This window comes from Streptomyces candidus (assembly GCF_014207445.1).
GTDB lineage: Bacteria > Actinomycetota > Actinomycetes > Streptomycetales > Streptomycetaceae > Streptomyces > Streptomyces candidus.
Genome location: NZ_JACHEM010000042.1, coordinates 1 through 11833 on the forward strand (window position 1 = coordinate 1; position 11833 = coordinate 11833).

At 67.8% G+C, this 11833-nt stretch carries 16 protein-coding genes and 1 pseudogene; 6 read left to right on the plus strand and 11 right to left on the minus strand.

The window, feature by feature from the left end; translation table 11 throughout:
- Positions 1 to 703 precede the first annotated feature (703 nt).
- The 4 genes from HNQ79_RS32695 to HNQ79_RS32710 form a co-directional block, all read right to left on the minus strand.
- A complete protein-coding gene (locus HNQ79_RS32695; RefSeq protein ID WP_185036622.1) occupies positions 704 to 952 on the minus strand; it encodes a hypothetical protein in 249 nt (82 codons plus the stop codon).
- Positions 953 to 1834: 882 nt separating this feature from the next.
- Positions 1835 to 2629: an ATP/GTP-binding protein gene (locus tag HNQ79_RS32700; protein WP_229923803.1), complete on the minus strand. Its 795-nt coding sequence runs from the start codon at positions 2627 to 2629 to the stop codon at positions 1835 to 1837.
- 88 nt (positions 2630 to 2717) lie between these two features.
- On the minus strand, positions 2718 to 3320 hold the full coding sequence (locus HNQ79_RS32705) for a hypothetical protein (protein ID WP_229923804.1): 603 nt from the start codon (positions 3318 to 3320) through the stop codon (positions 2718 to 2720).
- Positions 3321 to 3570: 250 nt separating this feature from the next.
- Positions 3571 to 3762, minus strand: a complete 192-nt coding sequence (locus HNQ79_RS32710) for a hypothetical protein (protein WP_185036623.1) — start codon at positions 3760 to 3762, stop codon at positions 3571 to 3573.
- 561 nt (positions 3763 to 4323) lie between these two features.
- Here HNQ79_RS32710 and HNQ79_RS32715 point away from each other — a divergent pair.
- The gene (locus HNQ79_RS32715) at positions 4324 to 4509 is read left to right on the plus strand and encodes a hypothetical protein (protein WP_185036624.1); all 186 of its coding nucleotides are present in this window, start codon (positions 4324 to 4326) and stop codon (positions 4507 to 4509) included.
- A gap of 345 nt (positions 4510 to 4854) precedes the next feature.
- Here the strand turns inward: HNQ79_RS32715 and HNQ79_RS32720 are convergent.
- A pseudogene (locus tag HNQ79_RS32720) lies at positions 4855 to 5001 on the minus strand (MarR family transcriptional regulator); the annotation flags it as partial.
- A gap of 151 nt (positions 5002 to 5152) precedes the next feature.
- Between HNQ79_RS32720 and HNQ79_RS34890 the strand changes: the two are divergent.
- Complete coding sequence (locus HNQ79_RS34890) at positions 5153 to 5407, plus strand: hypothetical protein (protein ID WP_376700009.1); 255 nt, start codon at positions 5153 to 5155, stop codon at positions 5405 to 5407.
- Positions 5389 to 5829, plus strand: a complete 441-nt coding sequence (locus HNQ79_RS34895; RefSeq protein ID WP_376700010.1) for a helicase-related protein — start codon at positions 5389 to 5391, stop codon at positions 5827 to 5829. The genes HNQ79_RS34890 and HNQ79_RS34895 overlap by 19 nt, the downstream gene beginning before the upstream one ends.
- Before the next feature lie 58 nt (positions 5830 to 5887).
- Here the strand turns inward: HNQ79_RS34895 and HNQ79_RS32730 are convergent, their stop codons facing one another.
- The 6 genes from HNQ79_RS32730 to HNQ79_RS32755 all read right to left on the minus strand — a co-directional run bounded on the left by HNQ79_RS32730 (position 5888) and on the right by HNQ79_RS32755 (position 8662).
- The gene (locus tag HNQ79_RS32730; protein WP_185036625.1) at positions 5888 to 6466 is read right to left on the minus strand and encodes a VanZ family protein; all 579 of its coding nucleotides are present in this window, start codon (positions 6464 to 6466) and stop codon (positions 5888 to 5890) included.
- Positions 6467 to 6531: 65 nt separating this feature from the next.
- Positions 6532 to 6927: a hypothetical protein gene (locus HNQ79_RS32735; protein WP_185036626.1), complete on the minus strand. Its 396-nt coding sequence runs from the start codon at positions 6925 to 6927 to the stop codon at positions 6532 to 6534.
- Positions 6928 to 7407: 480 nt separating this feature from the next.
- A complete protein-coding gene (locus HNQ79_RS32740) occupies positions 7408 to 7650 on the minus strand; it encodes a hypothetical protein (protein ID WP_185036627.1) in 243 nt (80 codons plus the stop codon).
- Between the two features lie 24 nt (positions 7651 to 7674).
- Positions 7675 to 7947 (minus strand): hypothetical protein, encoded by a 273-nt coding sequence (locus HNQ79_RS32745; RefSeq protein WP_185036628.1) that lies wholly within the window; start codon positions 7945 to 7947, stop codon positions 7675 to 7677.
- Positions 7948 to 8168: 221 nt separating this feature from the next.
- Positions 8169 to 8429 carry a hypothetical protein gene (locus tag HNQ79_RS32750; protein WP_308437380.1) on the minus strand — a complete coding sequence of 87 codons (261 nt, stop codon included), beginning with the start codon at positions 8427 to 8429 and terminating at the stop codon, positions 8169 to 8171.
- On the minus strand, positions 8429 to 8662 hold the full coding sequence (locus HNQ79_RS32755; RefSeq protein WP_185036629.1) for a hypothetical protein: 234 nt from the start codon (positions 8660 to 8662) through the stop codon (positions 8429 to 8431). The genes HNQ79_RS32750 and HNQ79_RS32755 overlap by 1 nt, the downstream gene beginning before the upstream one ends.
- Positions 8663 to 9593: 931 nt before the next feature.
- Here HNQ79_RS32755 and HNQ79_RS32760 point away from each other — a divergent pair.
- The 3 genes from HNQ79_RS32760 (at position 9594) to HNQ79_RS34370 (ending at position 11211) form a co-directional block, all read left to right on the plus strand.
- Entirely contained in the window at positions 9594 to 10238 is a 645-nt protein-coding gene (locus HNQ79_RS32760) for a helix-turn-helix domain-containing protein (protein ID WP_185036630.1), read from the plus strand.
- A complete protein-coding gene (locus tag HNQ79_RS32765) occupies positions 10235 to 10723 on the plus strand; it encodes a hypothetical protein (RefSeq protein ID WP_185036631.1) in 489 nt (162 codons plus the stop codon). Before HNQ79_RS32760 ends, HNQ79_RS32765 begins: the two co-directional genes overlap by 4 nt.
- A gap of 365 nt (positions 10724 to 11088) precedes the next feature.
- Positions 11089 to 11211 carry a hypothetical protein gene (locus HNQ79_RS34370; RefSeq protein ID WP_260421923.1) on the plus strand — a complete coding sequence of 41 codons (123 nt, stop codon included), beginning with the start codon at positions 11089 to 11091 and terminating at the stop codon, positions 11209 to 11211.
- Positions 11212 to 11833 lie beyond the last annotated feature (622 nt).

Genomic DNA, 11833 nt, shown 5'->3' on the forward strand with positions numbered 1-11833 from the left:
CCCGCGGAGCGGGTCCCTACGGGCTGCGCCCGTAGCAGCGAGCCGGGGCGCTGCGCGCCCCGGCCGCTCCCGCTCCGCGTGAGCGGAGCGGCTCGCTCCGCTTCCCCGCCAGCGGTGCCCGCTGCGCGCGCACCGCCACCCGCAGGGCGGGCGGCCCGCGTTGCGGGCCTAGGGGCCGCCTGCGGCGGCTCCCGGTGGCCTGCGCTGCGCTCCGGCCACCCGGCACGCTCCGCGCACCTCAGGCGGCCCACGCTCCGCGCGGCCCACCACGGGCCTGCGGCCCGAGCAGCAGCGGTGGGAGGGGGTGACGGGCCGTCAGGATCGTGACGGGTGAACACGGGCCAAGGCCAACGAAGGTGAGCAGCCGGAGGAGTGTGCTTCAAACTACGTACCTGGATGAACTCTGGAGTGGCACCCCACCACCCCCAGCCCGGACACCGGGCAAGACCACCCACCCCCGGACCCGCGCACATCACTTCTGAGCTGGGCAGATGCTGTCACGAGGCGAGCGCCCCGCCCCGGTCGTCACCCCGAACCCCGCCCCGCGCTCACAGATCTGACACCACATCAGGGACTGGTCAGGAATTCCGGCCGCCGCCCACCAGAATTCGAAACCCCCAGTCCATTCACCCGAACACACACCACGGAAAAGGGCCGCACCCTCCGGGCACAACGCCCGGGAAATGCGGCCCAATTCACGCTGCTAATCGTCGGTGTCGAAAGGGCCTCCCTCGCGGTCAACGTGGTCGTACACGTTGACGAGGGCGGCGCGGGCGGGGGCGAGCAGCTGTTCCGCCGTCGCGTCGAGCGTGCCGAGCACGGCCACCAGATCCTCCGCCGCGCTCCACGCGGCGTGGTAGGCGTCGTAGTCCCAGCCGCCGGAGCTCCCGTCTCGTACGGTCGCGGCCGCCGTCGCGGCGTCACGGGCAGCGCCCGCCAGGTCGTCAGTCATGGGCTGCCCAACGGGTGCCGCCTACCCCCGGACACGCCGAGCGGCAGACGCGGCGCGGCTGCCCGAGGAAGAACCCCACGCCCCGAACCCCCGAGCGGTCTTCTGTCGTGCTGCCCCGCCCCTTTTTCCCAGGGGCAGCGGGACAGGAGGCCGAGAGGGGGTTGTCAGGGTTTCCACCGGCACTGACCACGGGGCCCGACCTGCACGGATGCCCGACCGCCCCGGGAGCGCCCGAAAGGGACTGCATAGGGGACTGCATAGGGGACTACGTAGGAGGCTGCATAGGGGACTTGGCCCGCCTGATCCGGCCGCCGTGAGCGGCCGGGGCGAGCGCTGCGCGAGCCCACCTGAAAAGAGCCGGCCCCGAACCCCCGAGCGGCGTCCTGTCCTGCCTGCCCCGCCCTTTTCCCAGGGGCAGCGGGACAGGAGGCCGAGAGGGGGTTGTCAGGATTCCGGAAGCGGCTAACCACGGGGGCTGACCTGGGCAAACGCCCGGCCGCGCGGAAAGGCATGTCAGGGGTTGGCGCAGGGGTTCGTGAAGGGGTTTGTGCAGGGGTTGGGTCAGGGTCCTACGAGGTGCCGACCGCAGGGGTTGCCTTCCCGGTTCCGCCAGCGGGCGGGGGCGAGCGCTCCGCCGCGAGTCCCTCTGAAGCAAGCCAGGCCCCGAACCCCCGAGCGGTCTTCTGTCGTGCTGCCCCGCCCCTTTTCCCAGGGGCAGCAGGACAGGAGGCCGAGAGGGGGTTGTCACGGTTTCCGGAAGGGCCAACCACGGGGGCTGACCTGCGCGAACGCCCGGCCGCACGCCAGGGAGGGTCAACGCCCTGGTCAACGCCCTGGTCAACGCCCTGGTCAACGCCCTGGTCAACGGTTCGGTCAACGGCTCTACGAGGTGCCGACCGCCTGCATCTCATGGACGTCGACAGTGAACGGCGTCTGCCGGGTTTCGGTGAACGTTCCCGTCTCTCCGGTGCCGCCGACGACCTGCCAGGCCACCGTCCAGGTCGAGGTAGCGGTTCCCCGGTACGGCTGCCCGAGCGGGCGGGCGAGCTTGGTGTAGCGGTGCCCGCAGTCCGGGGACGGGGACGTGCCCCGGGCCGGGTAGTACGGGGTGCCCGGACCGGCGCAGGTGACCGTGGAGCCGTCGCCCATGCTCCAGGCGACCGAGGTGACCGTGGCCGTCGCGGAGACCGTCACACCGCCCGCCGTCGCCGTCGCCGTGGTCGGCCCGTACGTCGACTCCGACGGCTCCACCCACATCCACACCGGCAGCCCGAGCAGATACGGGCGCCCCGCACGCGGACTGGCCACCTTCGGGCCGTCCAGGCGGGTCTGGTCGATCGCCTGGTGCGCCACCGTTTCGGGGTCGATCGCGGGAACGCCCGGGGCGGGGGCCGCGCCGTCCGCGATCCAGACCGGGCGGGCGGTCTGGGTGTCGTCGCACTCCGCGATGAACACCGCGCCCTTGTCGCCCGGCTGGTGGCCGCCCCACAGCGGGCTGCCCGCCGGGGGCTGGGGCTCGACCCGGGTGTAGGTGCAGACGGGCTTGCCCCCTTCGCCCTGCCCGGCTTCTCTGCGCCCGCGGGCGCGCCGGCCGGACCGGTGCTGCCCGGCTTGCCGTCGGTGTGGCTGCCGTCGGTGGCGCAGACGCGGACGAAAATCGAACTGGACCCCGCGCACCCCGGATCCGGGCCGTCCGCCGAGGCCACGGGCGTGTACGCGCCGAGCAGGACCACGGCCAGGAGCAGCGGCACCCCCACTGGCCGGGTCAGCATGTGCCGCCGCCCTGGGGGTTGAGGTCGGTCACCATCCACCGGCCGTCCCAGCGCTCCATCGAGGCCGTGGCGATGTAGCGCAGCGGCTGTGCCGAGGGCAGCGGGATGACCTTGCCCGCCTTCACGTCGTACGTCTCGTACCTGGACAGGTCGATGCAGTCCGACACGGTCGCGGCCGGGATCTTCGCCCGCAGGTCCAGGGCGGACACGGTCGGGGTGTGCCCGGGGCCGCCGCGCACGACCGTCCCCGCGGCCTTCATCTGCCGCAGATCCATGCGCATCTTCCCCAGCGCCTGCACCGTCGCGTACTTCTCCAGCCCGGTACCCGCCGGATCCGCCTTCCGGTACGCCGCCGTCTGCGCCTGCGTCATCGCCCGGTACGCCGCCAGCACCGCCGCCCGCTGCGCCGCACCCGGATCGGCCGGAGCCGACGACCGGGCCGGGGGCGCGGAGGCCGCTGAGGGGGCCTCAGACGCCGCCGGAGCACCGCCGTCTCCCCCGCATCCCGCCAGGGCCACAACGAGCGCGAGCGCGCCGCCTGCCGCCGTCAGCCGTGCCGTCATGCCCATGTACCAGCCACCCCCCGGGGTGATCACCTACGCGGACGATCACCGTAACGGCACGCAATGAGGCCATCACCCATGGGTGCGGTCAGTGACCGTGGTTAGTGCCGTGGTGAGTCCCGGTCAGTACTAACCACGGCACTCACCACGGGACTGACCACCGCTGGTCAGAGGCGGGTGGCCGGGGTGCCCGCCCTGCCGCCCCCGAGGCGGCAGGAGCAGGAACGGGGCCGGCCGCAGCACCGGGCCCGGGGGTGACTGACCGGGATACGCCGGAGGGCGGTCACCCCCGGCTCAGGGCGGTCACCGCCACGAGGACACCGCCCGCGGTGACCATGACGAGGACGCCGTTGATGGCCGTGTTCAGCGGCGCGGCCAGGGACGGGTGACGCTTCGCCAGGTACAGCAGAGCGCCGCCGACGAGGACGACGACCACGACCAGGAGCAGGGCGACGACGAGCTGGGTGAGGGACACGGGAAGCCTCTTTCGGTAGGGGCGGGCAGGTTGCTCGCCGGGTTCGTGGGGGTCACCTTCGGGCGGCCCCGCCGGGTGGATCGAGTTCTCGCGAAAATCCGCTCCGGCCACCTCATGGGCGGCACGGACAGCGGCGCCCCGTCCCGGATCTGCGGGACGGGGCGAGGTGATGCGGTGACTCTGCGGCAAGCGAGGGTTAGCCACGCAAGCCGCCGCCAGAGGTCGACCCGCTCATCAAGCGCAGGCCCGGAACCGGCATTCAATAGCTGCTGACCTGCCGTTTTCCTGCGAGGTCTCCGCAGATTCGCGGGCGCTGGATATTGAATGAGCGGCCGATGTATGCCACGGCACAAGCCGCGTCGGACGGCGGGACATGAGAGCGTCCGCCGTTTTGCACGGGGCGTTGCAGAAGGCTGCCCAAGGCGCGCAACCCCGCCGCCGGGCTAGGGTTCCGGGCAGTCCGTGCCGACATGGGTGTGCGGGTCAGGCCCGGTGCCCAGAGCGCTCTGGGAGCAGTACCACCGGGCCGCTCCGCCACCGCGCAGCGGCGAGGATGTACGGGTGAGCAACCGCCGCCCGCTGGGCACTGGACCGACCCGTACCGCCGACCCGGCGGACACCACACCCCGCGCCCGGCTCGCCGCCGAACTGGCCACCGACCACCCGGCACCCGCCCCAGCCGCTGGGGCCGGCCACCCCCAGCAGACCGGGGGCCGGACACTCGGGAAAGGGCCCGCCGGACAGTGACCACGGACCACGGCCGTGGTCAGCCAACCTCGTGTGCACGCGTGTGCACGGGCACGCGTGCACGCCGAACGCGCGCGAGACCCCGCCGGGCCGGAAAACGTGCCCCCGCTAGGCACGCGAGGGCCCGGCCACGCCCTGTCCCCATTGCCTGTCCTCCGGGCGTCCTGACCCTGTCCCCTTTGTACCGCCCACCGGCGGTCCTACGTACGCGCGCGTGACGCGCGCGCGTTGGGCCCCGGGACTTCACGGGAGGGGACAAGGGAGTTGAGCCGCGCTCAGCGAGGCCCGGAGACCGCTTCCGGGTGGTGGCCGCCGCAGCACCGCGGATCGGCAAGTGCGGCTATCGCTGGCGAGCCTGCGGCCCTCCTCGGTGAACTCCAGGTGGCGGTCGCCCGCGGCCGTCACCAGGCCGTCGCGTTCCATGCGCGCCAGCGTCTGGCTGACGGTCGGTCCGCTCTGGTCCAGGCGCTCGGCGATACGGGCCCGCATGGGGAAGCCATCGACCGGGGAATCTGTGCCCCGTACCAAGTCGTCTGCGTCGACGTCACCGACACCGCACTCCAGGCCGCCCAGCTCCTCGGTGCCGAAGGCCGCTCCACAGAGGTCCGCGGGGCCCGCCTCGCCGCCCCTGCAGACCGCCCTGGTGAAGGCGTCCTCGGAAGAGAACTTCCGGCGCACGCTCGTCTTCCACCACGTCGTCAAGGAAGCCGAAGCCTTCGCGGCCGGCCTTCCCGACGTCGCCGCGCAGCTACACACATCCGACCCCGCTCTGTACCCCAAGACGATCTGGGCGGACTGGCTGTGCGGCGACCACGAGCCCCTCCACCGTCGGCGTCTGCTGGGCGAGTTCGCGGCCGGGATCGCACGGACGGCACCGTCGTGGAGAAGTGCTACCTGAACTCGGTGAAAATTCTGGGCGAGGGCGTCGACACCAAAAACTGCGACTCCGTGTACTGGGCGGACGTGCGCGGCTCAATGGCCGAGCTCGTCCAGGCGGTGGGCAGGGCGCTGCGGATGCAGCCGGGCGAGGGCAAGACGGCCTCGCTCGTGGTGCCGGTGCTGCTCGGGCCCGGCGAGACGGCGGACAGCATGATCACGTCCCGCGCGTTCGGCGGGTTGGCCAGGCAGCTGGAGGCGCTGCGGGCGCACGACGCGCGGATCGTGGAGAGCCTCGCGGAGCAGCAGGCCCCGAGCCGCTACACGCCCGTAGCCAAGAACGAGAGCGGGACAAGCACGGATGGGAGCGTCTTCCCATCCTCGATGGAAGACGACTTTGACTCTGGAGGATGCGGGCATCAAGTCTCCTCAACATGGGTATGAAAAAGGCCCCTCGAAGGAGGGGCCGACACGGAAGCACTCGCGGAATTTGCTGCCAAGATCAACGTCGAATCTCACGTCGATGTTTGCGGCGTGTACCCGAAGAAGCCGGTTGAGCCCGTATCAACTTCTTCGCCAGCGTGCAGAGCACGGCTCCGAAAAAGGCGCCAGCCGTGTTTACAATGACATCATCAATGTCAACTACTCGCCCTGCATTCATGAACCACTGCACGATCTCGATAAAGAGACTCAGCCCGCAACCTGCGAGGACTGTTTTTACTAGGGTTACTGAAGGAAATGCAAATCGGAAGCAAATTCCTAGCGGAAGGAACATTGCCGCATTGGCAACCTGTTGCCTGAGGTACATGGACCGCTCCATGCCCTCCAAGGTGTTGTTAAACAGAATTCCTTCACCTGGGACAAGCCAAACACTGTGGTCACCCGTCCCGATTTCCTGTGACGGAATGAGCGTTGCTGCGACAACGACTCCCAGGGAGAGAACCAATGCGAGGCGTGCAATGTGCGTAACGGCGTCACATCGCTCATGCTGGAATCTTGCAGCCAAAGCGCATGCGGCGAAACATGTCAGGATTCCGGCAGTAACCGTGCCCGGGTTGATATAAAGAATGATTTGCCACATGCTTACCTCATGCCTACCTGAATGCGGTCGACAGTATGCTGTCGACCGCAACAGATCAGTCTACTTTAGAAACAGCGCCACTTTGTGACGAACGACTTACCTCCGGCGACCATTCCTCCGCGCAAGCAGTCGCCGTCGGTTATTGTGTAGTACCGCTTGTCACTCCAAACACTGCCACCTGCGCTTACCGTGTCGGTGCCAAGCCAAGTAAAGGCTTTGGGGTTATAACCCTCGCTCTTGTGCTGAATACCCATTTTCACCGACAAGGCGCCGCTTCCACTGTACCTGTCGTACTGCACCCGGTAATCACCGGACTCGCGGGGAGTCAGCTTGTCAAGGCAGAGCAGGCCATTGGTCAATTCGCCGCACCCGGCCGTGGTGGCGCTAGCCGCAGGCGCGGCTACAAGCCCTATCCCCATCGCCACGACAAGACTCATGAAAAATGTAAGAAGTTTACGCATTGCGTTTTCCCCTAACGCGTCACGAGACGCGATCGAACTGTTGGTCGATCGAGAAGTTAGCACACGGTCGCACCCTGTGATGCCTCTTAAAGATCGGGCATTTCAGGCGTGAAGGGGTTAAATCATCAAGAAAGTGGCTCATAATGAACTGTGTAGCCGATGCGTGCGGCCTAAAAGAGGACGGTTTGGAACTTATAGACCTATTCCATTCACCCTCCAGGCGTGAGGCGTGTATGCCTCCGCCAGGTCTGTGTGAGCGTCTGAGGCTCCCCGTCGACCTCCTACCAGAGAGAACGGATCAGGAGCCTGTCAGCGGCGGTAACAACTGCCTCCGGGGGGAGCCCCACACAGAGAGACGCGCTCCTTTACCAAGAGGTCGTCTCATATGGATGGATTCGGTAATCTGCTGTAAGAACCAATGAGTGATCTCTTGACCGCCTCGCTCAGTTCCGCCCTCAGCGGCCTCACCCTCGTTCGCCATCACTCGGCACGCTCGTCCGACTCGACATGCACCGCGAGCGTTTGGCACAGCAGGTCGATGCGTTCAACGATGCTGATGACGTCGTCAGACCCCAGATGGCCGATGTAGTACCGACTTCGATGAAGCTCTGCAAGGACCTCAACGAGGTGCTCGCTACCGGCTTGATGGGCCAGGAAAGCTCGGCGGAACTCTGCCAAGGTGTTCTCAAAGTTCCTGTACTCAGCGCTCCTCGTCTCCACCATCCACCGTCGGTGCTCAGCGTTTCCTTATTGACTGGCCACCTCGATGGCGCTGCGATGGCCCTCAACCGCGAGCTCCAGAGCCCTCCTGTGGTTCGCCTCTGCGGCCTCATTGGCCTTCTGGTGGTTGGCGTCAACGATCTCCAACGCGGCCCGGTGGTTGGCCTCCGCCACCTCCATTGCTGCTCGATGGTTCGCCTCCGACTGCGCCAGCGCAGTGCGCATCTGCCAACGAGCGATCAGCACACTTGCGGGGATGCTGAGCAGAGCAAACGCTGCGGCAACGCCGGAAAGGTCCATGACAGTTATGGTGCCCGTGCCGCCTGCGTCTTCAATGACAAATAGTCCAGGTCCGTTGTCAGAGGACAGCCAGGGCGTACGGGAGCAGCGGAGTGCGGGTTCGCCATCGGAGCTCCTGAGCGCTGCTGAGCGCAACTGTCTGGGCCTCCCCGTCCGTCCCTGGGAGCAAGGAAAGGCCCCCAGCGGCCCTGTGAGGGCTTCTGGGCGCCTTCCTGGGCAGGCTACGCCTCTACGTACGCGACCACGATGACGGACCTCAAAGCGGTCACGTAGTAGATGACGGTGACGTCTTCCATGTCGTCGTCGTACCGCCGCAGCTCCGGATCCGATCCGGGGATCTCCTGGCCCATCGTCGGGTCGACGGACAGCGCGGCCAGGGCGCGATCGAGGGCGTGGACTTCGGTTTCGGAGAGCTTGTTGATCTGGGTGATCGCGGCGTCGGTGAAGCCGACTTTGGCGCGTCGGCTTCCGTGCTTGGCCATCAGGCGACGTTGCCGCGCTGGCTGGCGAGTTCGGCAAGGCGGCGGTCGCGGACGACTTCCCAGGGGGTGGTGGTCTCTGGGGCGGGCAGGCCGTTGGCGGCGACGTCCTCGAGGAAGGCCGCGAGCTCGTTCGCGTTGGACTGCTGGCGGGCGGCGTAGGCCCGGAGCGCGTCTGCGCCCTTCGCGGTGACTGGCTGGCGGTCGGGTGCCGGCTGCTGCTCGTGGTCGCTCATGGCGGGCTCCTGGCGGTGTGTGGCGTCGTGTTCACGGTAGCGGCGGGCCGGGGCCGGGCGCTGCCCCTTCACCGCGTCGGTACGACGCAGCTGACCATCGGCCGGGAGGGCGCCCAGGGATCGCAGATCCTCGTGCCGCAGCGGACGCCGGCAACGGGTCCGACTTCGCCAGACCTCTCTGTAGGGAAGTAGTCGACGCTCGATACTCCACTGAAACACGGCGTTGACCTGGAGTTTCATGCATTCCGGCGACACAGCCCGATGCGACCCGGGGTGCGACCCAATTGCTTAGCCACAGAACGGAATCTCCGATATGGGAGCGTTGACATTCGACATACGGAGGTACCGGAGCCGAACGGCCCCCCGGGCCGGGCGGCGGAACCGCCCACCGGCGCTGGCCACGTTTGCATGCTTTTGATCGTCACGGTCGGCACCACCCGAGACTCAGAGCCGCTGCTGCCGTCCACAGCCCGCACCTGGGCACGGCGCCGCACGCGAAGCCGCGTGTGCCACGACGGGGTCCGGCCGGAGGATTCTGACTCTGCTGCTGGAGGGGCGAATTCGCGGCGTGGAGGTGCTTGATCAGAGTGAGGAAAGTGAGTATCACGCGCGCGCACGCTCTAGAGGGAAGAGTCGTACGTTTTCGCAGGTCAGAGCGTCGCTATCGAGAAGATATGTCAGTCCTGGACTGACATATCGCGGTCGAGATGTCAGAAGGCCCTGACCCACCAACATCGTTTCGTGGCAGTAGTGCCACGAAACGCGGGGCGAGGCGTCAGGTGCCACTCGACACCCGTCTCGGTGGCGAAGGTCAGTCCAGGGCTGACGTACGGGCGACTTCCGTGTCTGCGCTGCCGCGTTTTGGTGGCAGTACTGCCACGGTTCTCCGCTATGGTTCTGTCGTCATGACGATCAAGGAGAGAGCAACCCCATGAGCTCAGGGCCCCTGGAGGGCAGCGCAGCGCCGAAGCTGCCGGGCGCGCCGTCCCGTCGTAGGCGCCCAAAGCCGCCGCCCACCGCATACAACCGGTCCTCGGGCTCCACCCTCGAGCTGCCTGCCGGTCACGCCGCCCAGGTCTTTCCGATTGGCTCCAGCACGGGGTTCATCGGCGAGGCGTTCTCGATGGACAGCCTGGAGTTCATGCGTTGGGCCGCCGTCCGGTACGACGACGACCGGTTCGTCCTCGTGGTTCTTTTCACCCTCATGGGATCGCAGAAGCCTGGCGGCCTGATCGAGGCCACCCACGAGGACGTCGCTAAGGCCCTCGGGTACAGCCGCCCCCACATCAGCCGCGTCTTCAACGTCCTGGAAGCCGACGGGGCGCTGCGCAAGGTTCAACGGGGCGTCTATCAGCTGAATCCTGCCGCGTCGTTGCGGGGTGGGCTCAGGGAGCCGCGCAAGGGCGAGAAGAAGCGCTCCAAGGTGGGTATGGGCGACAGGGTGGAGCAGCTCGACCTGTTGCGCGAGATCATGGAGGACCCGGACGCGCCCGAAGCGTTCAGGGCGATGGCCGCTCCCGGCGCGAAACTGGAAGTGCGCAAGGAGTCGGATGGGGAAGGGAAGGCCACGTCATGACGTCCGCTGTCGCAGAGGAATGGGTTCCACGCCGCAACGTGCTGTGGGGCAGCTTCAACGGTCTCGCGTACGTGCCGCGGCTGCCGCCCACCGCCTACACCCTCCTGCTTCACATGATGAGCGAGCAGGAGCCGGGCGGCCTGGTCGTGGCCACGCACGACGAACTTGCCACCGGCCTTGCCATGGAGCGCGGCATGATCAGCCGGGCCATGCCGCACTTGGTCGCCGCCCGGCTCGTCACCGTGATCCGTCGCGGTCGCTTCCAGCTCCACCCGATGATCGCTGCCTTCAACGACCCGCGCGAACAACAGCGAGCCGTCAAGGCCCTACCGAAGACCATGCGACTGGACGTCGGCGACTTCGAGGACGAGTACGAACGTCGCTTTCAGCTCCACCTGGACGAGAAGGCCCGTAAAGCCGAGGCGAAGGCCAAGGGCAACGTCACCAGCATCACCAAGCCGACGCACCTCAAGCGCGTTCACTGACCCGGCCGCCCGGGCAACACGGCGCCGCACTCACGTATGCGGCGCCGTTCGCATGCCAACGGGTCGCGCAGTCCTCGCTGGAGCGGCGAGCGAGCGGCGAGCGAGCGGCGAGCATGGGGCCTGGCCCAGGGGAACCGCCTTGTTCTGTTCCTCCAGAACAAGACGCGGCCGCTCGGGCCGTGGCCGATCCATGCAGCAGCTGTGCATACATCTCGCGCGGAACATCACAGATCTGCGATGTTATGCAGCCGCCGGGACGACCCACGGCCTTGCTCATGCCCAAAGCAGCGGACGCCTCTGCATGCAGCCTCGTGCAGCGTGCAGCAGCTACCCGCCGCTGCACCGGCCGGGCCAGCCTGCTACCCGTGCAGCACCCGTGTGCCGCCTGGCCCGTGCAAATGCTGCGCTGCACCCGCGACACCACCGTGCTGCAACCCGACGACCACCACCAGTACCACGAGCAGCACCCGCCAACTCAAGGCCGCTAGCTACCCATTGAGCTGCAGCACGCTGCACACCACGGCGAACAGCACCAGCGGCATCGGCATGCCTGGGACGACGAGGGGCAAGCGCTCGTCGTTGATTAGCGCAGCGGTCGACTTGTCCCGGCGAACAACGACCGCCCCTTCACCGGGCTCTCGGAAGGCGGGCACCCTGTTGTCGCCGCCATCCCTGGGGGCGGGTGGCGCGTTCGGTTCAGAACCAGGACGGCACGTCCACCGTGGCCCCGCTGGTGGCGTGGACCGTCCGAAGTAACGGCACTCTTACCCCCGTCGACACCGACACCACCGGCGTGTGCGATGACCCGGCCGTAATGGGCAACTTCGATGGCCTCGTTGCCCCCGGAGCTGAGACGCGGACCGCACAGCAGGACAGCTCGGCATGACCGGGCTGTTCTTCATTCCAACCGCCGTCCCGCCAGCTGGGCGGCATGTGGCGGGGCCCCGAACGGTGCGCCGGTTCGGGGCCCCCGCCGTGGGCGGGTGATCACAGCTCGATGTCGAGTCGTTCCACGTCGGTGAACTCTACGCCCAGGCCGTGGGCGCGGCTGTTGTTGGCGCGGAAGTACATCTGGGCGAGGCCGTCGGCCGCGATCTGGTGGAGCTGCTG